At 40.4% G+C, this 21581-nt stretch carries 16 protein-coding genes; 10 read left to right on the plus strand and 6 right to left on the minus strand.

What is annotated here, in order from left to right; all coding sequences use genetic code 11:
- Positions 1–62 precede the first annotated feature (62 nt).
- Positions 63–1910, plus strand: coding sequence for an amidophosphoribosyltransferase (locus tag JWR61_RS19400; RefSeq protein WP_301929381.1), 1848 nt, complete (start codon positions 63–65; stop codon positions 1908–1910).
- Between the two features lie 174 nt (positions 1911–2084).
- Positions 2085–2579 carry a histidine phosphatase family protein gene (locus JWR61_RS19405; protein ID WP_301929382.1) on the plus strand — a complete coding sequence of 165 codons (495 nt, stop codon included), beginning with the start codon at positions 2085–2087 and terminating at the stop codon, positions 2577–2579.
- A 33-nt stretch (positions 2580–2612) separates the two neighbouring features.
- Here the strand turns inward: JWR61_RS19405 and JWR61_RS19410 are convergent, their stop codons facing one another.
- On the minus strand, positions 2613–3692 hold the full coding sequence (locus JWR61_RS19410) for a glycosyltransferase (RefSeq protein ID WP_301929383.1): 1080 nt from the start codon (positions 3690–3692) through the stop codon (positions 2613–2615).
- A gap of 237 nt (positions 3693–3929) precedes the next feature.
- Between JWR61_RS19410 and JWR61_RS19415 the strand changes: the two genes are divergently transcribed.
- A complete protein-coding gene (locus JWR61_RS19415) occupies positions 3930–4178 on the plus strand; it encodes a hypothetical protein (protein ID WP_301929384.1) in 249 nt (82 codons plus the stop codon).
- Between the two features lie 8 nt (positions 4179–4186).
- Here JWR61_RS19415 and JWR61_RS19420 read toward each other — a convergent pair whose 3' ends face one another.
- On the minus strand, positions 4187–5455 hold the full coding sequence (locus tag JWR61_RS19420; RefSeq protein ID WP_301929385.1) for a pyridoxal phosphate-dependent aminotransferase: 1269 nt from the start codon (positions 5453–5455) through the stop codon (positions 4187–4189).
- Positions 5456–5666: 211 nt separating this feature from the next.
- On the opposite strand from JWR61_RS19420, the gene JWR61_RS19425 reads away from it, so the two are divergent.
- Entirely contained in the window at positions 5667–8663 is a 2997-nt protein-coding gene (locus JWR61_RS19425; protein ID WP_301929386.1) for a hypothetical protein, read from the plus strand.
- A 68-nt stretch (positions 8664–8731) separates the two neighbouring features.
- Here JWR61_RS19425 and JWR61_RS19430 read toward each other — a convergent pair whose 3' ends face one another.
- The 3 genes from JWR61_RS19430 to JWR61_RS19440 form a co-directional block, all read right to left on the minus strand.
- Positions 8732–9424, minus strand: coding sequence for a porin family protein (locus JWR61_RS19430; RefSeq protein WP_290340052.1), 693 nt, complete (start codon positions 9422–9424; stop codon positions 8732–8734).
- Positions 9425–9549: 125 nt separating this feature from the next.
- Entirely contained in the window at positions 9550–11481 is a 1932-nt protein-coding gene (locus JWR61_RS19435; protein WP_301929387.1) for a peptidylprolyl isomerase, read from the minus strand.
- A 19-nt stretch (positions 11482–11500) separates the two neighbouring features.
- Positions 11501–12940 carry a TlpA family protein disulfide reductase gene (locus JWR61_RS19440; protein ID WP_301929388.1) on the minus strand — a complete coding sequence of 480 codons (1440 nt, stop codon included), beginning with the start codon at positions 12938–12940 and terminating at the stop codon, positions 11501–11503.
- Between the two features lie 267 nt (positions 12941–13207).
- Between JWR61_RS19440 and rlmD the strand changes: the two genes are divergently transcribed.
- The 5 genes from rlmD to cysS all read left to right on the plus strand — a co-directional run bounded on the left by rlmD (position 13208) and on the right by cysS (position 19404).
- The gene (rlmD, locus tag JWR61_RS19445; protein ID WP_301929389.1) at positions 13208–14665 is read left to right on the plus strand and encodes a 23S rRNA (uracil(1939)-C(5))-methyltransferase RlmD; all 1458 of its coding nucleotides are present in this window, start codon (positions 13208–13210) and stop codon (positions 14663–14665) included.
- Positions 14666–14681: 16 nt separating this feature from the next.
- Positions 14682–15383: a rhomboid family intramembrane serine protease gene (locus JWR61_RS19450; protein WP_290340048.1), complete on the plus strand. Its 702-nt coding sequence runs from the start codon at positions 14682–14684 to the stop codon at positions 15381–15383.
- Positions 15384–15436: 53 nt separating this feature from the next.
- Complete coding sequence (locus JWR61_RS19455; RefSeq protein WP_301929390.1) at positions 15437–16375, plus strand: rhomboid family intramembrane serine protease; 939 nt, start codon at positions 15437–15439, stop codon at positions 16373–16375.
- A 139-nt stretch (positions 16376–16514) separates the two neighbouring features.
- The gene (locus JWR61_RS19460) at positions 16515–17675 is read left to right on the plus strand and encodes an endonuclease/exonuclease/phosphatase family protein (protein ID WP_301929391.1); all 1161 of its coding nucleotides are present in this window, start codon (positions 16515–16517) and stop codon (positions 17673–17675) included.
- A 241-nt stretch (positions 17676–17916) separates the two neighbouring features.
- The gene (gene cysS, locus JWR61_RS19465) at positions 17917–19404 is read left to right on the plus strand and encodes a cysteine--tRNA ligase (protein WP_301929392.1); all 1488 of its coding nucleotides are present in this window, start codon (positions 17917–17919) and stop codon (positions 19402–19404) included.
- Between the two features lie 333 nt (positions 19405–19737).
- Here cysS and JWR61_RS19470 read toward each other — a convergent pair whose 3' ends face one another.
- Complete coding sequence (locus tag JWR61_RS19470) at positions 19738–20445, minus strand: Crp/Fnr family transcriptional regulator (protein WP_301929393.1); 708 nt, start codon at positions 20443–20445, stop codon at positions 19738–19740.
- 228 nt (positions 20446–20673) lie between these two features.
- Between JWR61_RS19470 and JWR61_RS19475 the strand changes: the two genes are divergently transcribed.
- Positions 20674–21273, plus strand: a complete 600-nt coding sequence (locus JWR61_RS19475; RefSeq protein WP_290340042.1) for a methyltransferase domain-containing protein — start codon at positions 20674–20676, stop codon at positions 21271–21273.
- Positions 21274–21581: the final 308 nt, after the last annotated feature.

A 21581-nucleotide genomic window follows, 5' to 3' on the forward strand; every position in this document is an offset into this window, starting at 1 on the left:
CCCGGCTATTCTGCCGGGATTTTTATTTAGCAATGGCGTAACTTTGCAACTTATAAAAATTCATGAGCGACGAAATCAAACACGAATGTGGCCTCGCCTTTATTCGCCTTCGCAAACCTTTTAGTTATTATCAGCAACAATACGGATCCGTATTGTATGGCCTTAATAAGTTGTATCTGCTGATGGAAAAACAGCACAACCGTGGACAGGACGGCGCGGGAATCGCAACTGTAAAGTTGAATGTTGAGCCAGGTTATCCTTTTTTGCACCGGATACGCAGCAGTGCTAACCAACCCATCGCAGAGTTGTTTTCCCAGATTGGAAAAGAAATTGAAGAAATTGAAAAATATCAGCCGGATATTAAAAACCATCCGGGGCTGATGAAAGGCCATGTAAATCATTTGGGAGAATTATTACTGGGGCATTTGCGCTATGGAACCCAGGGAAAAAACAATGCTGAATTTTGCCATCCTTTTATAAAACGCGATACCATTCCTGCAAGAAATTTAGCACTGGCAGGAAATTTCAATCTGGTAAACACAGAAGAGTTATTTAGTCTTATTAATTTAGAGCCCGGCGTTTTTCAAAAACAAAGTGATCTTGCTGCCATGATGGAAGTATTGCATCATTTTTTGGTAAAGGCGGATGAAGCTTTTCCCGGTCAGCTTGATGTGGCTAAGGTGCTTAAAAAAGCAGTTCCTCTTTTTGACGGAGGATTTAATTTTTGTGGCTTAACCGGCAACGGAAAAGCTTTTATTATGCGAGATGCACATGGAATAAGGCCTTCTTATTATTACGCCAATGACGACGTTATTGTTGGCGCCAGTGAAAGGGCTGCCATCAGAACCGCATTTAATGTGGGGGAAAATGAAGTAAAGGAATTGATGCCGGGATGTGCTTTGCTGGTAGACGAACATGGCAATTATACGATTGAACAAATTGTTGAACCTAAAGAAAGAAAGGCCTGCAGCTTTGAACGCATTTACTTCTCCCGGGGAAGTGATGAAAAAATTTATAAGGAAAGAAAAGCGCTGGGTCGTTATCTGAGTGAACCCGTTTTAAAGGCCGTTGATTACGATTTAAAAAATACTATTTTTTCTTTTATCCCTAATACTGCAGAGACCGCTTTTTATGGTCTATTGAAAGGGGCAGATGAATACCTGAAAAAAATTAAGATTGAAAGAATTTTAAGCTGGGGTAATGATTTTGATGAAGAGAAGTTATCAGAAATGATCAGCCGTAAAATTCGTTTTGAAAAGATAGCCATCAAAGATGTAAAGCTGCGCACCTTTATTACAGAAGACAGCAGCCGCAACGAAATGGTACAGCATGTATACGATATTACTTATGGAACTGTACGAAAAGGCATCGACACTTTAGTAGTGATTGATGATTCAATAGTGAGAGGAACTACTTTAAGAGAAAGTATTATCAGGATGCTTGCACGGCTGGAACCAAAAAAAATTATCGTTGTATCTTCTGCACCGCAAATCCGGTACCCTGACTGTTATGGAATAGATATGAGCAAGATGGGCGACTTCATAGCCTTTAAAGCTGCTATTGAATTGCTGTACGAAAGAAAGCAGGAAAGTTTGCTGGATGAAATTTTGTTAAAAGGCAAAGAACTGCAACGCAATAATAAACTGCATACAGAAAATATAGTACGGCAGGTATACAAGCAATTTACTTTGGAAGAGATCTCCGCAAAGATTGCCCAGTTGATTACGCCAAAAGAAATCAATATTCCGGTAGACGTAATCTATCAAAAAATAGAAACCCTGCACCAGGCTTGTCCTACCAACACAGGCGACTGGTATTTTACAGGCAATTATCCTACGCCGGGAGGTAACCGCGTTTGCAACAAAGCTTTCATGAATTATATGGAAGGAAAGAATGTAAGGGGATACTAAATTCTGCATGTAATAAAGTCATTTCCGCTTCCGTCGTTTCATTAGTGGTATCATACTTGTATGAAAGTACTGATATGGGCATTCTTCATATAGCCTTGTTTTACTTTACATTGTTCGGCATACAAAAATTGCTATTTTTATATCCGGTAAATACCGGCTTTAAAAGCATTCATCATGAAAACACTGCTCGTTATCCGACATGCAAAAAGTAGCTGGAGCGTTGCGTCGCTGAACGATTTTGACCGGTCGCTTAATGAGCGTGGGAAAAAAGATGCCCCGGTAATGGCGCAGCGTTTACTCGATAGAAAAATTATGATTGATGCTTTTGTTTCCAGCCCTGCGAAACGGGCTAAAAAAACTGCTGAATTATTTAGTACTGTTTACCATAAAAATCTCAACGACATCATTTATGTGTCGGCTCTGTACCAGGCTTCGCCGGAAGTATTTTTTCAGGTAGTTGAACAATTAAATGATGACTTAAATTGTGTAGCCATCTTTTCACATAACCCTGGTATAACTGAGTTCGTAAACCAACTGGTGGAAAATACTTCCATCGATGATATGCCCACCTGCAGCATATTTGCAGTGCAGGTCAATATTTCCAAATGGAAAGAATTCAAGAAAGCTAAAAAGGAATTCCTGATGTTTGATTTTCCAAAAGTAGTTTAGACATCTACAGTAAATTTTATATCGGTACAACAATCAATTGCCGACAAACTCACTGATTACCTTTTTGTACAGTTCCATATTATAGTCCTTTTTTAAAAAATTAAAAGTTTGAGTGGCTTCCAGAGCATCATTCAGTAAAAAATTTTTTTGCTGAACGCAGAAAAACAGCTGTTGTTCCATCAGTTTTTTGCCAAGATATTCCTGTTCTGTCTGGCCTGGTGTTGGCACCAGTATGGCTTTTTTTTGAAGTTTTATCAAGTCCATTATTGTGGTATAACCAGATCTGCAAATGATCATCGCAGACTGCATTATGGCAGGTGAAAGTTCACTCGCATTAAGGTGATTTTTTACGGTGATATGTTGACTCGATTTTGGTAGAACTACGGGGTTAGTCGATTGCGGTAATCCCCGCACAAACAAAATCTCTCCGGCGAAATGCTGTAATTGTGGTATTAATTGATTTTCAAAAATTGTTCGTTGGGGTTCCGGACCAGACAGCAATATCATTAAGTCGTAAATTATTATTGTCTGTATTTTTTGCAGTCTTGAAAGGCCTCCGATATACCGGACGTTAGGTAAGCTTTTTTTTGGGTGCGATAACTGACCGGCTAAATTATCTGCCTCTTTGAAATCAGGCACCCAGCAATGTGTATATTTTTTTATAAACCAGTAATGGCAACTTTGCAGGATATTTTCAATAAGCCTGTTTCCTGTTTTAATCAGCAACTGGTGAGTAAGGTATACACAGGGAATTTCTGAATGATATAACCCGAACCTGTTATCTGAAATAACAGCGTCGATTGAATATTCTTTCACGATCTTTTTTAACCAACGATGTTCCCTGTAAATGGAAAACAAAATTTGAGGTACCTGGGATAGTATTTTAATTGTCAGCCACCGCTTTTGCCGGGAATATTGTATACGGTAGCCATTCAGCGGCAAAATTTTTAACCTGGGAAATTCTTTTTGCAGCAGAACAGCTATCGCCGTTTCGCCAGCAATATAAACTCCACAATTGTTTTCCAATAAATTCGTTATCAATGGAATGCTTCTTGTTGCGTGGCCAAGACCCCAATCCAACGGCACTATTAAAACGTTTTTTAATTTAGGCAATTTATTAATTTCAAAATAATTTATCAAAAAAAAGCAATAATAATGTTTAAAATTAGTTTACTTTTATAATCCTTTATTTATGCAACGATTTTTAAAAATAGGTTTTTTATCGATTTTAGTAATCTCTATTGCCGTAAGTGGCTGCAGTGCTTCAAAGAAAAACTGTGGTTGTCCAAACAAAAGGGGAATGGTTGGTTACTAGATTACGGGATTTAAGACCGAAAAGTCTATATATCAATGAACAGAATAAACCGCGATTTGCTTGTCTTGTTTAACCAGGAATTAATGAGCCCCCAAGCCATTGAAAACGAAGTTGAATTATTACATGAATTATTATTCACCGTAGAACGGCTGGACAATCTTGTAACAGTTCACGAAGTAATTGATCTTGATAAATACAAGGTTATACAAAAGGATACAATGGTTCGTAAAGTTATTCGTATGCAGGAGTTGCAACCCTTTATATTTTTAAATTGCAAAAACTAGTTTGCATTTTATTTCGATAACTTTTGCAACGCCGCCTTTAATTTTTTCAGCATTTCATCTATCTCATCTTTTTTACAGGTGCCAACGCTTAACCTGTACCAGTTGCTTTTTGCCGATGCCCCAAAGGCCGTAAAAGGAACAATGGCCAGTTTTGCCTCATCCAATAAATACGCTGTTACTTCTGCCTGATCAGTTAAAACTTTTCCAGCAGCAGTTGTTTTATCAACAAGATCAATCTGTATTGTTAAGTAAATGGCTGCCTGCGGTGCAATGGCATCTACAGTAAAGCCTTCTTTTTTCAATTGTTGAAAGCCTTCATAAATTCTTTGTAACCGCTCCGCTATTTCACTTTTAAAGTGATTGAAATAGGCATCTACTTCATTTGCCTGCAACAGGTAAATAGCTGTAGCCTTCTGCTCTGCCATAGGTGCCCATGCGCCAAGGTGACTGTTAATGGCCTTCATTTTATTAATTAACACTTCCGGTCCCAAAGCCCATCCAACTCGTACACCGGTTGCTGCAAAAGCCTTGCTGATACCATCGATAAAAATGGTGTATTCTTTCATTGCAGGTCTTAATGAGACAGGATTATAGTGTATTGTGTCTCCATAAGTCAATGTCCAGTAAATCTGGTCGTACAGCAAGTATAGTTTCTTTTCGTCCGCACCGCGTTGAGCATTTTCTTCAATTACCATATCGCAGATGGCTTCCAACTCATCTTTTGAAAAGGTTGTTCCGGTGGGATTTAGAGGAGAGCATAATGCCAACAAGGATGCCCCTTTCAAATGAGGCTTTATTTCTTCTGCCGCAGGCATAAAATTGTTTTCCTTTTTACTTTCAATTACAATATGTTGCCCTTCGGTAAAATGAACATAATGATTGTTGTTCCAGCTTGGTACTGCATATATTACTTTTTCTCCTTTATCTACAATAGCACGATAGGCAGCATAAATCAACGGCCTTCCTCCTGCTGCTATTAAAATTTCATTATTGTTATACTGAAGTCCTTCTCTGGTTTGTATAAACGCTGCCACCGCAGTCCGTAATTCCACAATGCCATCTGCCGGAGGATAGGTAGTATTCAGCTTGCGGTATGCATTTACAATTTCGTTTTCCAGCTCTTTAGGAATGGGAAATATAGCACTGTCAAAATCACCGATAGTAAAATTGTAAATTTTTTCACCCTGCAACATTTTTGCTTTTATGTCTGCTCCCAATTTTACTATTTCAGATCCAATAAGGGTTTCAGCAAGTTGACTCAGTTTTTGTGAAGGCATATCTGCGGGTTATTGTTTGCAATTTTTTACGGAGCAAAAGTAATTTTTAAACAGGGCATAGCAAAAACAAATCATACAACTTGTGCTGTTTTTGCAATTAAAAGGTAAGTGCGTGAGCATCCACCCTGCATTCTTTATAATTATTCCGAACAAATTCATCCCGTGTAGCCAACATACACGTAACTTTCATTTAAGAAAAATTTTGTTTTTTATGAAGTTAAAACTGATTGCATTAGCATGTACTGCGCTGGCGTACAGCAGCTATGCACAAACTGTAGACACCAGTATGTTTAACAGCATGCGCTGGCGAATGATTGGCCCACACCGTGGAGGAAGAACCGTTGGAGCTGTGGGTGTACCGCAACAACCCAATGTATTTTACATCGGCGTAAACAACGGCGGCGTTTGGAAAACGACCGACTACGGCCGCACCTGGTTTCCCATTTTTGACAGCCAGCCTACGGGTTCAGTTGGTGATGTGGCTGTAGCGCCATCCAACCCCAATATCGTATATGTGGCGAGTGGTGAAGGGATTCAGCGACCCGATCTTTCAGTTGGAGATGGCATTTATAAATCGGCGGATGCTGGTAAAACATGGATCAATACAGGCTTAAAAGATGGTCAGCAAATTGGCGGACTTGCAATTGACGCTGCCAATGAAAACCGGGTATTTGCAGCCGTACTTGGTCATCCGTACGGGCCCAATACCGAACGTGGCGTGTATCGCACAACCGATGGAGGCAAAACCTGGGAACGTGTGTTATACAAAGATGAAAATACCGGTGCCATACAAGTGGCAATTGACCCAAAAGACCCGAATATTATATATGCCGATTTATGGGCAGGCCGGCAGGGACCATGGGAAAACGGAGAATGGAACGGAGACGAAAGTGGTTTGTATAAATCGACCAATGGAGGAAACACCTGGAAACAACTTACTAAAGGATTGCCGACGACAAAAATGGGACTGGGGCGCATTGGTTTTTGCATTGCACCAACCAATAGCAGCCGTTTATATGCAACAGTGGATGCAGGGGAATATGGAGGCATTTACCGCAGCGATGATGCCGGGGAAACCTGGAGCCAGATGAATAAGGATGAACGGTTTTGGGGAAGAGGTGATGATTTTGCAGAAGTGAAAGTGGACCCTGAAAACGCTGATATTGTTTATACTGCAGATGTGGTTGTGTGGAAATCTGTTGATGGTGCAAAAACCTGGAAAGACTTTCGCGGGGCACCAGGCGGGGATGATTACCATCGCATCTGGATTAACCCCACCAATTCAGATATCATGTTAATTGCTGCTGACCAGGGCGCTATCATCACTGTAAATGGCGGACAAACTTTTTCCTCCTGGTACAATCAGCCGACGGCGCAATTTTATCATGTAAGCACCGACAATGCTTTTCCGTATAACGTATATGGAGGCCAGCAGGAAAGTGGTTCTGTTGGCATCGCAAGCCGTGGCAATGACGGCCAAATTACTTTCAGGGAATGGCATCCTGTTGGCGGTGAAGAATACGGTTATGTTGCGGCTGATCCCAAAAACCCCGACATCATTTATGCCGGTAAAATATCCAAATACGATAAACGTACAGGACAGGTACAAAACATTTCGCCCGAAGCTGTTCGCAGTGGCAAATACCGCTTTATCAGAACTGCCCCTGTTCTTTTTTCGCCTGTTGATTCCGCAACCTTATACTTTGCGGGGAACGTGATTTTTAAAACAAAAAATGGCGGTAATACCTGGCAAACAATCAGCCCCGATTTAACCCGGGAGGCATGGGATATTCCGGCAAGTGTAGGTATCTACACCAATGACGCGATGAAAAAAATGCCCCGTCGGGGAGTCGTTTATACCGTTGCGCCATCGTTTAAAGATATCAACACCATTTGGGCGGGTACAGATGATGGGTACATCCAGGTTACGCACAATGGTGGTAAAACGTGGGCCAATGTAACTCCCTCCCTTGTTACTTCGTGGAGCAAGGTTTCCATGATAGAAGCCAGTCACACCGATATCAATACTGCCTATGCAGCAGTGAACAGGATACGTTGCGACGATATGCATGCCCACATCTATAAAACAACCAACGGTGGTAAAAGCTGGAAAGAAATCACGACGGGTCTACCAGACGATCCCATCAATACCGTCCGTGAAGATCATATTCGTAAAGGGCTGTTGTTTGCAGGCAGCGAGCGGGCTGTATATTTTTCTTTGGATGATGGTGAACACTGGCAATCATTGCGGTTAAATATGCCTTCAACTTCCATTCGGGACCTGGTAATAAAAGATGACGACATTGTGGTCGGCACACATGGAAGAAGCTTTTGGATATTGGATAATATTTCGCCGTTAAGACAACTATCGACAGGAGGTCTAAAAACACCTGTAGTGTTATACAAGCCACAAACAGCCGTTCGTGTACGCTGGAATATGAATGCTGACACGCCATTACCACAGGAAGAGCCAGCAGGAGAAAATCCACCCGATGGCGCTATCATTGATTATTACCTGAAAGACAATGCAAGCAGTGAAGTTGAGCTGGAGATTAAAGATGCAAAAGGTAATCTGGTTCGCAGATTCAGCAGCAGTGATAAACCATATATTATTCCACCAGTGAATATTCCGATATACTGGATAAGGCCACAACAGGTTTTATCCGCTAAACAAGGTGCACACCGGTTTATCTGGGATATGCGCTATGCACCGCTTGATTTGCCTGCAACTTATCCAATGGGTGCAATTTATCAAAATACAGCGCCTGCAAAAACGTCGCCCTGGATAATGCCGGGGACATATAACGTTACACTAATTGCTGATGGTAAGACCTTCACTAAACAGTTCGCTGTTGTAATGGATCCAAGAGTGCACATTACATCCAAAGCATTGCAGCAACAACACGATCTTGCATTGATTTGTTACCAGGGCAGAATAAAAACAATGAAGATGAAAGAAGCCATTCTTGCTGCAAAGGATAAGATAGCTAAACAACCGGCTGATGCTAACGCTGAGGCAACAAATATGCGGACTTTGGATGCCCGGCTTGCCACTGTTGAAAAATTAAATGGGACATTTGCCGGACTGCATGATATTTTAGAAGATGCCGACATGCAAGCTACCACTCAAACTATATTAGCTGTGGAAGTATCACAAAAACAACTACAGGATGCAGAAAAAAAGTGGGAGGCGCTGAAAATAAAATAAGTTGAGCAGTAAATTAAAAAGCCGTTCAAAGAAAATGAACGGCTTTTTAATTGTGTTTTATGTTTTTATTATCTGCCCAGAGGAATACCTAAAGAAACACTCCAGGTCCTGAATTTATTTTTGTCATCTGCAGTATTGTTGCTTTGGGTTGAATTGATTTTTGCCAAACCGTAACCATAGTTCGCCTTCACCAGCAGTTTACCGAAATCTACTCCGCCACCGATATTTAATCCGTAATCAAAACGTTTCAATTTGTTGTAGGCAGCATCGTCTTGTGCAGAGGTAAAAGGATCATCATTACTGAACTTGATGTTACTGCTGGAGGTAGATTGTACCGGCCCAAGTTTTCCATCAACAGTCGATTTTCCTGCCACACCCACCGCTATATATGGACCTGCATGAAAAAAAACATTTGACTTGGTTCTTGTATCCAATGGTATTTTTACCACTGCATTTAATGGAACTTCAAGGTAGAGCGGATTGAATTTTGTTTTCACATAATCAGCACCGCCATTAAAATAAGTTTCTGCTTTAGATCCTTTTCCGGTAAACAACACACCCGATTCAAGATCGAAACTGTTTGAAATACCAAACCGGCCTAAAACACCTGCATTAAAGCTGGTGAGCCACTTATTTTTTTCTGTTTGCCCGCTGTTTGTGGTGGTAATGTTGGCGAGGTTAACACCACCCTGTACGTAAAATTGAGCTTTTGCGCTCATCGCTATCACTGTTACCAATAGCACTGTTGTCATTTTCTTCATAATCTGTAATTTAATTTTAAAAATAAAATAGCTTTTTGCTATTTTTTGTGGTTTGGCCATATAAAAACAAAAAGCCGGCCATCAAATTTGATGGCCGGCTATATTTACGAATAAAGTGAATGTTGCTATTTCAATAACGACTTAAAAACTCCCTCGTCAACCTTTACAGGATATTGCTTTTTCAGTTCGGCAACCCATTTATCTTCCAGGTAAATTTGATATTCATTGATTACCAACCCTCTTGCGTCATTGAAACTTCGTTGCTGATTTGCGGGGAACAATTGTAGCACTTTTACAAAACTAGCGGTGTTATCTCCACTGTTTGTAACCGGAGAAGAAATAAAACCGGGAACAATATCTTTTGTATTTTGCAATTGCAACTGGCTTAATTCATACCGGCCGGAGTCTGACTGAATTTTTCCATCACTTTCTTCTGCAATTTTTTTCCAGTCTTTACCATTTTTTACCTCGGCGATCGCTTTCCGGGCAACACTGCTGTCACTGCAGTTAAATAACAAAATCGCTGCGCTGGAATCCCATTTGTAGGATGCTTTGTGTGCATCATAATATTTCTTTAATTCAATGCTATCTTCAGATGCACGGGCCCACACTTTTCTTTCCATTATCTCAAACAGCATATTGCCCTCTTTAAATTCCTGCATCTGGTACTTAAAGCCGCTGTTATATTCATCAAGGTGTTTGCGGTAATATTCTGTAATGGTAGTGGCTATAAATTTATCCAGCAGCTCTTTATTGGTCTCCTGTTTATATACATCTGTGTTTAACTTATAGTCTTTCACAAAGTTCAGCCAGGCATTTCCCTTTATATTTTCTTTTGTAAAGGAGATAATTATTTTGTTACTGACAGGATAATTTTTTACTGTTTTGTTTGCGACAACGCTGTCCGCATACCTGAATAATTCGGCATCTTTTACCAACACATTTCTTTTGTAGTTTGTCAGTGCTGTAATGTCTTTCAAGAACTTATCCTTCGCAATATTCATTCGTGCATCTTTATTCATTTGTTGTTTTAACGCTGCAACAAATGTTTCGTCTGTTTTGTCGGCAGGGATGGCATGCTGTTGCAACCGTTTTACAATATGAAAACCATGTGTTGTGCTAAATGGTTTGGAAATATCACCATCCTTTTCAAGTTCAAAAACCTTTGATTCAAAAGGCATATCAAACTTGCCGGTACCGAATTCTGCCATCTCCCCGCCGTTCAATGCTGTCAGCCTGTCTTCGCTAATTTTTTTTGCCATTTCCCCAAAGTCTGCACCTGCTTTTAGAAGTGCATAAACAGAGTCGGCTTTCTTTTCTGTTTCTTTGATCTGCGCCGCAGAAGCATCGGGCGGAAGCGTAAATAATATCTGCGCAATTTTCCATTTACCGGCACTCTTTCTTTCACCGGCATTTTTAAAAACATGCAAACCATTTTTGGTACGGTAGGGCTTGCTGATGGTGCCTGGCTGAAGACCGTATACAAGGTTCTCCATTCCATAGGGTAAGGATAATGCGGTGATATACCCGATGTCTTTTGCAGTAACGGCTACATACTTTTGACTTATTGCATTGGCAATAGCCGCATAGTCCGTACCACCCTTTTGTAATTCGGCAACCAGCTCTTCCATTGCTTTTGAAGTTTTGGCAGAATCAGCTGCATTGGCGCCAGCCGCAAGTGGTGTATAAAAATGAATTATATGAATATCTTTCTGGCTGCGTTCAATTACTTCGTCCAGCAATGCGTTAGAAATTTTTTCATCATTCATATATCCTTCTTCTACCTGGCTGCTGAAGTTTTGTAGATCGTACTTTAGTTGCTGCAGGGTATCCAGCCGCAATTGTTTTGCTGCCTTTACTTTTAATTTAAATTTTGAATAGAGCTCAAGATATTCCCGCAATGATTTTTCCTTGTCGTCAACAGGAGTTTTATTTTTATTATAAGCCCTTAAAAATTCTTCCTTACTTACTTTTTCATTGCCATAGGTAAACAGGGGTTGAGACAAAAGATGTACACTAAAAAAGGACAGGACAAGCAGCAGAAAAAAATACTTCATAGTAAACAGGTTTTATCTTTTAATTGGATTTCATTTTCCACTTCACCTGCAACAGGTCATCCAGTTGCTGCCAGGTTAATTTTTTGGCGATGATTCTTTTTTCTTTGTCAAGGAGATAAATAGTTGGTGTTAGTGTCACGTCGTATAACTGGCGGTAGCCGGGCTTTTGGGCCGCAACATTGGCTGCTTCCATTTCTTTGGTTTCATAAACGTTCACCCAATCCTGCAAATTGTGCTCCCTGATGTACTTTAACCATTCCGGTTTCATCTCTTGTTTACTGTCGGCAGATAACACGCCATACATTTTTACATTATGCGCTTTCCAGTTGGCCCTGTAAACAGAATCCAGTCTCGGCAATTCTTCCTTGCAATGCCCGCAGGTGGGATCCCAAAAAACAACCACCGTATAATCAGCCGTAACACTGTACAACGGTAGCGCCTTGCCTGTTGAGTCGGTCATTTCCAGATCGGCGGCTTTTGCACCAATCAAATTCGCCATTAACATATAAGCCCGGCGGCTTATTGTTTCCATTTGTTTTTCGTTTAACCAGCTACTTAAACCTTTACTGTGGTATTTTTCAAAAAGATGCACAAACACCGCGTCCTGGCCCATGTATCTGGGACTTATGTATTCATCTGTGAGCCAGTTCAATAAAAATTTATACATCTCGGGGCTGCTGCGTGCCAGCAGCAACTGGTAATCGGCCTCTTTAATAATGCTGTCTGCTTCCGGAACAATCAGTTCCCGGTAATATCTTTCCAGTTTGGGTAAAAAAAATGGGGTGCGAATGATCCGGTCATCCATAAACGTTACACCGTCCCAATAATGCGTTTTATAGTAATAATAATTTTGAAGTGAATCATTGTGGGTTTGTGGCCTATTATTCAGTACTGGCGGGTCTTTCATTGCATTCAGTAACACGGCCATCATAGAAGATGGCTGAGCCTTAACCAGGTTATCCCGGTAATCGTTCAGCTCTTTATTCAACCGGTTATAATTGCCCTCGTGTAATGTTGAATCTGCTTTAGTTTTAGAAGAAGTATACGCTTTGCGCTCAGCTTCCAGCGACTGCGCCTTTGCAGCAACCGTTTTTTGGTATTGCTGCAATAATACGTTTGCCGGCGAACCTGTTACTACTGTTTTTTGCAACAAGTCTGTCGTGTCAATTTTTACAGTAATTATTTGTTCTTTATCAATTAAGAAATCAACGCTTTTTGATTTACCGGGCAACACAAGAGCGTAAATGCCCGCTGGTAATTTTCTTTTACCGGTAAATACTGCAATACCCTTATTGCTCACAGCCGCAGAATCTTCCACAGAAAGATTTTTTCCCATGTGGTAAGTTAGATAGGCAATGCCCGATTGATACTGGCTTGCCTGCATGGTTACGGTAAAATGTTGTGAACGGGCGCTGGTAAAGCAAAAGATAGCAGACAAGCCTAAAAGATATTGTTTCATTGAATAGTTTGATAAGGTTACAAAAGTATCCAAAATGAATGGTTAATCATCAGGATACAACGTTGCAGCAATTTATAAATTACATATCATTAACAAAAAATTAAATAATCATTTTATTACCTGAAATACATGCCCGCAAAGCAATACAGTCAATTAAACTGAAACAGGTTGCAAAGCACGCAGGCTGTTTAAAGAAACAGTCGCACCAACTGGTGACGAAACAAAAATGGAGTTACTTTTGCAACCGTGAAAAGAAAAAAATTTTTATTGGAAAAGATAGCTGTAACCGGCTATGCAGCTGAAGGCAAATCTGTTGCAAGGCAGGATGGCAAAGTATATTTTATTGAGGGCGCTGTGCCGGGCGATGTGGTGGATGTTTTTATAAGCACCAATAAAAAAGATTGGGGTGAAGGAAAGGTTACCCATATACACGAATATTCTCCGGAGAGAACAACTCCTTTCTGTCAGCATTTTGGCTTGTGCGGCGGTTGTAAATGGCAAATGTTGCCCTACGAAAAACAGTTGGAATACAAGCAGCAGGAAGTTGCACAAAACTTAAAACGAATCGGCAAAATTGCATTACCGGAGATTATGCCCATTGCAGGTGCAGCAGATACCATTCATTACAGAAATAAGCTGGAATTTACTTTTAGCAACAAGCGGTATTTAACCAGCGAGGAAATAAAAGCAGTCCCCCCACCCCCCGGGGGTGGATTTTCTGAGCCAGCAGTTTTAGAGAGATCTTCTGAATCGGAAGAGCCTCAAATTCTCCCCCTGGGGAGTGGAGGGGCTTTGGGTTTTCACGTGCCCCGCATTTTTGATAAAATAATTGAGATCAAAACCTGTTATCTGATGGATGAAGTGAATAACACCATCCGCAACACCATCCGGGATTTTGCCATTGAAAATAATTATACCTACTACGATATTAAACAACACACAGGCTGGTTGCGCAATATTATTATCCGCTATTGTTCCACCGGTGAACTGATGGTAAATATTTGTCTGGGGTATGAGGACGAAACAGAAACAAAAAGGTTACTGGATCATTTATTGCAAATAGTTCCCGCAATTACTACTTTGCTTTATACAATCAATACCAAATGGAACGATACCATTTATGATCTTTCGCCACAAACATACTACGGAAAAGGCTTTGTAAATGAGCAGCTCGAAGACTTTACGTTCAAAATTGGTCCAAAATCCTTCTTCCAAACCAATACAAAACAAGCAGAAAAACTATATTCCATTACCCGGGATTTTGCGCAATTAACCGGCGAGGAAATTGTGTACGACCTGTATTGCGGTACCGGCAGCATTGGCATTTTTTTAAGCAAGCTGGCCAAAAAAATCATCGGGGTGGAAGCTATTCCGGAAGCTATTGAAGATGCCAAAGAAAATGCAGCGTTGAATCATATTACCCATGCTGAATTTTTTGCCGGCGACGTAATAAAAATTTGTAACGATGAGTTTTTTGCGCAACATGGCCGCCCGGATGTGATCATCACAGATCCGCCCAGGGCAGGGATGCACGAAAAGCTGGTGATTAAATTACTCGAAATAGCGGCTCCTACTATTGTATACGTTAGCTGTAACACCGCTACGCAGGCAAGGGACATCGCTTTGCTGGCGGAGAAATATGCAGTAGAAAAAATACAGCCGGTTGACATGTTTCCGCATACGCACCACATTGAATGTGTGGCCTTGCTGAAGTTGAAAAATTAACTGCTAACTTTGATTTATGGCATTCAAATTTAATAATTCTCTTCAACGGGACACTCCGATTGTTTTCAATCTTATCATATTAAATATCCTGGCCTACTTGGCCCAGGTGTTAATTCAGCCCTTTGATGTTACAGAATGGGGCGCATTGCACTACATTAAATCTTCCCTGTTTTACCCACACCAGTTTATAACAAACATGTTTTTGCACGATCCCAAAGGGCTCTCGCACATTTTATTTAATATGTTTACCCTTTGGATGTTTGGAAGCATTATGGAGCGCTACCTGGGTTCAAAACGTTTTTTGATTTTTTATCTCATCTGCGGCGTTGGGGCTGCAGTTTGTATACAGTTAAGTATTCCATTTAGTGCTGCCCAGTTTGCCAAATCTCCTGAAGCGTTGGCTAATGGAATGTCAACGGCGGACTTAATAACCGCATATGAAGATCAGTATAGTGCTATCGGTGCATCAGGCGCTATCATGGGAGTAATGGCCGCCTATGCCTATCTTTTTCCCAATACTGAATTATACATCATGTTTATTCCCATTCCGCTGAAAGCGAAATATGTAATTCCATTTTTTATTTTACTGGATCTTTTTATGGGCGTACGCCAGATTGCCGGCGATAATGTGGGCCATTTCGCTCACCTTGGCGGTGCTTTGGTGGGCTTTTTGCTTATCTATTTCTGGAACAAAACCAACAGAAAAACGTTTTATTAAAGTTAACAGCTTTTTTCAGCGCGGCTTTGTAAATTTGTACAACAATCAATTATATGGGAGAGTCAGATAGATTTTCAGAATTTAGACAGCCCCGGAGAAGGATTACGCCAGGCCAGGACGGAAACGCCCTGATGGCATTACTCACCTTAAATATTATTTTCTTCATATTACTCCTTACCATTAAGGTAACTTATTACTTTTTTCAAAAAGGAGATAACATTTTTTTTAGCGAAGCATTACAGTACTTTGAAATGCCTGCGCAGCTTGGCCGCCTGGCTCAGCGCCCCTGGACCTTGCTAACTTATATGTTTAGCCATATAAGCGCTATGAACATTTTAAGCAATATGCTGTGGCTGTGGGCATTTGGGTTTATTTTACAAGAACTTACCGGCAACAAAAAATTGATTCCGGTTTATATTTATGGTGGTCTTGCCGGCGCAATAGTTTTTATTGGTGTTAATTACATGGTACCTTCATTACGTCCCGCTATCAGCAGTTCGGCTTTACTCGGCGCCAATGCGGCGACCATGGCTGTTGCCGTTGCTACTACAACCCTGGCGCCCGATTTCCGGTTCTTCAGAAATCTAAATGGAGGTATTCCTATCTGGGTATTAACCATGGTTTATATCCTGGTTGATTTTGCAGGTATCGCCACTATAAGTGCAGCGTATAGTCTCTCTCACCTGGCAGGAGCCGCTGCAGGATTTCTTTTTATTTTCCTTTTGAGAAAAGATATTGATGGAAGTCTTTGGATGAACAGTTTTTACAACTGGTTTATTAATCTTTTTAATCCCGATAAAAAACGGACTCCTGTAAATATTAAGGAACGTGTTTTTTATAATACAGAGGGTAAAAAGCCATATAAAAAAACACCCAATATCACACCCCAGCGGGTAGATGAAATCCTTGATAAAATTAATCTGAAAGGATATCACCTGCTAACCGAAGAAGAAAAAAATATCCTCAAAAGAGCTGCGGAAGAGGACCTTTAATTAGCAACTTTTATTGGCAATTGGTTTTTAATTCAGGCAATCCCAGTCTTTAGCTAATAAGTTATAATAAAGTTTATCCCCTTGCACGACCTCTGTCTTACTGCAATTTATTTTAACTGGCAAACAGTATCTTTATAAAATGCCTAAACCGCTTTTTCGCCTGCTGACCAAAAAGGTTTTTATAATAAGTAATATTATTGCAGCTACGCTTTTTTTATTGGGTTGTTACGCCCAATATCTGTTTACAGCATCCCTTTGGTTTGTTGGTCTGTTGTCATTAGCTGCATTTTATTTATTGATCATACTGCTGCTATTTGTAGTTTTCTGGCTTTTTGTCAAATCCAAATGGGCATTGCTTTTTGTGCCGGTGTTGTTGGCGGGGTGGACACATATCACCAAAATAATTCCATTTAGAACCAGCGGCGATTTTACCAGTCCGAAACCGACAGATGCACTCAGGATAATGAGTTGGAATGTAGCGCAGTTCGATATTTTGCAATACAAAAAAGATCCGCTTACACACGATAGCATGATTGCGCTCATCAATCAATACCAGCCCGACGTTGCCTGCTTCCAGGAAATGGTGGCCGGCGACAGCATCATTGATCTTAACAACAAATATTACCACAAATTTGCGTTTTATGCTATCCAGGATTTTGAGCTTGCCCTTCATTTTGCAGATGAATATTATAGTTATAACTGGAAGGAAAATTATCTTAGCAGCCAGCATTTTGGCATCATCATTTTTTCGAAATATCCCATTATCAACAGGCATACCATTGCTATTTATCCTAATGATTACAATTCTATTTTTCAATTTGTAGATATTGTAAAAGGTGCCGATACTATCCGCGTTTTCAATATTCATTTGCAATCGTTAAAATTTACACAAGTTAATTTGCAGTACATCGACAATCCTTCCATAGAATCCGACAGTGATCTTCAAAAATCAAAAAATATTATGGTAAAGTTGAAGAGAGGGTTTCTAAGACGGCAGGTTCAGGCAGACAGGATACGGCAGGAGATTGACAAAAGCCCTTATCCTGTAATTGTTTGCGGCGATTTTAATGATGTACCCAACTCATACGCCTATGAAACGATTGGCAAAGGTTTGCAAAATGCATTTGAAAAAAAAGGTGCCGGTTTAGGCAGAACGTTTAGTGGCATTGCACCCACACTGCGCATTGATAATATTTTTGTAGATGACCGTTACGAGGTAAAGCAGTATGTCAGGATCAAAAAAAAATTAAGCGACCATTTTCCAATAATTGCCGACATCAGCCGTTTACAAGGCCATTAGTTCAATCACTGTTTTCCTAAATTTCATTATATTTGATTTGCATGAAACCTGTTTTTCATAAATATTTATTCATTCCCTGTTGCCGTTGCGGCATAGCATAATATCTTTGTGTAATAATTTTTTAAATTATCCGCTGCCGCGATAAGGGCCGCAAGGTTTTACATCAAACTAAAGCAGGCAGAAATTAAAACATAAAACAGCTACTCATTTTTCATGAATAGCTACCAATCAAATAAATAGAATGCCATTAAAAGTTTACAACTCCTACACCCGCACCAAGGAAGTATTTACCCCCATTACCCCAGGCCACGCTGGCATGTACGTATGCGGACCCACCGTGAGCGGAGAGAGTCACCTGGGACATGCAAGGCCCTATATCACCTTCGATTTTATATACCGCTATCTTACTTATAAGGGTTACAAAGTGCGTTACGTGCGCAACATTACAGACGCCGGGCATTTTGAAGAAGAAGGCAAAGAAGCAGAAGATAAGGTAAGTAAAAAAGCCATTCTCGAAAAGCTGGAGCCGATGGAACTGGTGCAGAAATACACCAACCTTTTTCACTGGGCCATGCTGCAGTTTAATTGTGTGGAACCCAGTATAGAACCTACCGCAACCGGTCATATTGTAGAGCAGATCAGCATGATTGAAAAAATTATTGCTGAAGGGTATGCCTATGAAGTAAATGGCTCCGTATATTTTGATTTAAAAAAATACGCTGCCACACATGACTATGGAAAACTAAGCGGCCGCGTAATGGATGATTTACTGGAAACAACCAGGGAGCTGGATGGCCAACAGGAAAAAAGGGACAAGGCTGATTTCGCCTTGTGGAAATCAGCAGCGCTGGAACACATCATGCGCTGGAAAAGCCCGTGGGGAGAGGGTTTCCCCGGGTGGCATATTGAGTGCTCGGCAATGGCTACCAAATACCTGGGTGCTGAGTTTGATATACATGGTGGCGGTATGGACCTTCAGTTTCCGCACCATGAAAGTGAAATTGCACAAAGCACCATATGCAATCATCATACGCCGGCAAAATATTGGATACACAATAACATGATTACCATCAATGGTAAAAAAATGGGTAAGAGCTATAACAATGTAATAAAACTTACAGAAATGTTCAGCGGCAATCACCCTTTGTTGACACAGGCCTTTTCACCCATGACGGTACGATTTTTTATTTTACAAAGTCATTACCGCAGCCCGGTAGATTTTAGCAGCGAGGCTTTATTGGCAAGTGAGAAGGCGCTTAAAAGATTGTGGGAAGCCTATGAAGTATTGAAAAAATTACCTGTTGGTTTAAATGAAGAAGCTGCAGATGCTGCGCTAAATTCGAAAGTAGTGCAGTGGCTAAATGAGTTTGACGAATTTATGGACGACGATTTCAGCACGGCTAAAATATTGGCCAATATGTTTGAGCTGGCTCCCGTAATCAATGGGATTAAAGATGGCCATATTGCACCGGGAGCTCTGGCCGCAACAACGCTGGTATTATTGCAACAACAATTTAAAACCTACCTGGAAGATATATTCGGGTTAACACATACTACCGGTGCAGATGACAATACTTTGCAGGGTGTTATGCAATTGCTCATTGATATCCGCAAGGAAGCGAAAATCAGAAAAGATTATTCTACCTCTGATAAAATAAGAAAGCAACTCGCTACGATTGGCATTGAATTAAAAGATGAAAAGGATGGTAGCATGAGCTGGAATAAATAATGATTGTTAATAAAACTAGACTTAGCCTTATTGCTATATGAGATAGATATACCGATTTGAGAACTCAAACAAAAACCAGGCTTACAGAATGATGCAGCTATTTATAAATTTTGAAAAGCTGCTGAAAATTACTTTCAGACAATCCAAATATTTTTTAATGAAATGTGCTGAAACCTGATGTAAGGTAGGTCTGACTGCACCATTGCTGCCACACAAAAAAAGATTTCGCTATTGCCCGGGCAATACCAGCTTAAGGTTAAAAAGTTAAGTTCGAAACAGGTTATCGGCTCGACTTGCCTGAAGGATTTTTATAACCTCATTTTCATACTGCGGCTACTTGTAATCTGCAATTATTATCAATTGATTTACGTCATTGATAATAATTTTTCTGCCCTGGGTTTTCAAAATTCCGGACTCTTTAAACTCGGTTAGTACCCTGACTACATTTTCTCTTCCGGTTCCCACGAGGTTAGCTAAATCGTCCCGGCTCATATTTATTTCCACCGGCATTCCCGGTTTAAAATTCACTTTATATTTTTCTCTCAGCACGATCAGCTGGAGTGCTAAACGCTCCCTTACGTTTTTTTGTGCAAACATAGAAAGGCTATTTGCCAACACAGCAAACTCATGGCTCAATGTTTTTAACAAGCGCCTGTTCAATACAGGTGACTGATTCAGCACTGCTAAGAAGTCTTCTTTTGGAATGAAAGCAATTCTGCTTTCCTCAATAGATGCAGCTGAGTCGGGGTAGCGGTCTTCTGAAAGGATGGCATGATAACCCAACAACTCCTCCTTATTTGCGACATAGATAATGTGTTCCTTTCCTTCCTTATCCAGCTTGTATTTTTTTACTTTACCGGCTTTGATATAAAAAATGCCAGCGGGATAAGCGCCTTCCCTGAAAATAATTTCTCCCTTTTTATATACCTGCTCCGTCTGATGTGCGGTGAGCAGGTCAAAATCTTCTGCCGGTAAATCCGCCAAAACCGATTCACTTTTAAAATCCCATTTGTCTATCGGAAAAAGGCCTTTGATGCTCATACGAATTTCAAAATTATGTTTTTAAAAATTGATATATCGCACATTTTGCAATGATAAAGTTTACCTCCCGGCATTATTATGTAAAATAACTTTGTATATCAAAAAGGTAATAGGATACACATAAGACTGATGTTATTGATTGAATTATCTGGCAGCTTCGGCGCTTTTATTTCCATCCATCAAATACAAATTAATAAACACCACTGAGATCAACAAAGAAAAATAATCATGCAATTACTCGAAAAAATGAAGGAGAAATGGGAAACAGCAGATGACAGATTTAACCGGCTGTATCCATTTTCCATCCAAATACTGGCCCGCAAACATTGGACACCGCTGCCCGTGGCAAGGAAAGCTGCCAATTTTTTAGCCGCAGAAAACAATGCAAGAATATTGGATATCGGTAGTGGAGTGGGAAAATTTTGCCTGGCCGCAGCTTATACCAAACCCAATGCCTTTTTTTATGGGGTAGAGCAAAGAAAAAGCCTGATTGCAGAAGCCGAAATTGTAAAGAAGACCTTGAAGCTTAACAATACATCTTTTATTCACGGTAATTTTACCCAGCTGGATTTCAGAAACTACGATCATTTTTATTTCTTCAACTCATTCTACGAAAACCTCATTGGTACAAATAAAATCGATGATACTATCGAATACTCCCGGGAATTGTACAATTATTATAACCGCTATTTATTTACTCAATTGGAACAAAAGCCTGCAGGCACAAAACTGGTAACCTATCATAGCCTGGAAGACGAAGTGCCGGAGGGATATCGTCTTGCAAATTCCGAAGCAGATAACCTGTTGAAGTATTGGATAAAAGATTAAATGGAAATACGATCCTGGCTGCCAGATTAAAATCATGAATTGGCTTTTTTGCCCCTGCTGAATAAAATTTTTCCATTGAAAAACTGGTGCATCATACCAGCGGCGTTTAAAATTTCGGTATCAGCGCCTCTGATACTAATTGTTATGATGATGGTTTGGTTGGGCTGTCTGCGTAAACCAGCAACGACAGCCCTTCCTCAAACCATGTTGCAGACTGCTTATTCAGCCCTGGTTCATCCCGGTAAAAAAATAAAGGCTTATGGATGCATAAATGCGGCTCTTTACCGTACAATTATTAAAAGCGAAAT

The organism is Ferruginibacter sp., assembly GCF_028288465.1.
Classification (GTDB): Bacteria; Bacteroidota; Bacteroidia; order Chitinophagales; family Chitinophagaceae; genus Ferruginibacter.

What these genes read in the sequence shown, in the direction of transcription:
- JWR61_RS19400 (WP_301929381.1), top strand. Translation starts at nt 63, where the DNA reads ATGAGCGACGAAATCAAACACGAATGTGGCCTCGCCTTTATTCGCCTT.
- JWR61_RS19405 (WP_301929382.1), top strand. Translation starts at nt 2,085, where the DNA reads ATGAAAACACTGCTCGTTATCCGACATGCAAAAAGTAGCTGGAGCGTT.
- JWR61_RS19415 (WP_301929384.1), top strand. Translation starts at nt 3,930, where the DNA reads ATGAACAGAATAAACCGCGATTTGCTTGTCTTGTTTAACCAGGAATTA.
- JWR61_RS19420 (WP_301929385.1), bottom strand. Translation starts at nt 5,455, where the DNA reads ATGCCTTCACAAAAACTGAGTCAACTTGCTGAAACCCTTATTGGATCT.
- JWR61_RS19425 (WP_301929386.1), top strand. Translation starts at nt 5,667, where the DNA reads ATGAAGTTAAAACTGATTGCATTAGCATGTACTGCGCTGGCGTACAGC.
- JWR61_RS19430 (WP_290340052.1), bottom strand. Translation starts at nt 9,424, where the DNA reads ATGAAGAAAATGACAACAGTGCTATTGGTAACAGTGATAGCGATGAGC.
- JWR61_RS19435 (WP_301929387.1), bottom strand. Translation starts at nt 11,481, where the DNA reads ATGAAGTATTTTTTTCTGCTGCTTGTCCTGTCCTTTTTTAGTGTACAT.
- JWR61_RS19440 (WP_301929388.1), bottom strand. Translation starts at nt 12,940, where the DNA reads ATGAAACAATATCTTTTAGGCTTGTCTGCTATCTTTTGCTTTACCAGC.
- JWR61_RS19450 (WP_290340048.1), top strand. Translation starts at nt 14,682, where the DNA reads ATGGCATTCAAATTTAATAATTCTCTTCAACGGGACACTCCGATTGTT.
- JWR61_RS19455 (WP_301929390.1), top strand. Translation starts at nt 15,437, where the DNA reads ATGGGAGAGTCAGATAGATTTTCAGAATTTAGACAGCCCCGGAGAAGG.
- JWR61_RS19460 (WP_301929391.1), top strand. Translation starts at nt 16,515, where the DNA reads ATGCCTAAACCGCTTTTTCGCCTGCTGACCAAAAAGGTTTTTATAATA.
- cysS (WP_301929392.1), top strand. Translation starts at nt 17,917, where the DNA reads ATGCCATTAAAAGTTTACAACTCCTACACCCGCACCAAGGAAGTATTT.
- JWR61_RS19470 (WP_301929393.1), bottom strand. Translation starts at nt 20,445, where the DNA reads ATGAGCATCAAAGGCCTTTTTCCGATAGACAAATGGGATTTTAAAAGT.
- JWR61_RS19475 (WP_290340042.1), top strand. Translation starts at nt 20,674, where the DNA reads ATGCAATTACTCGAAAAAATGAAGGAGAAATGGGAAACAGCAGATGAC.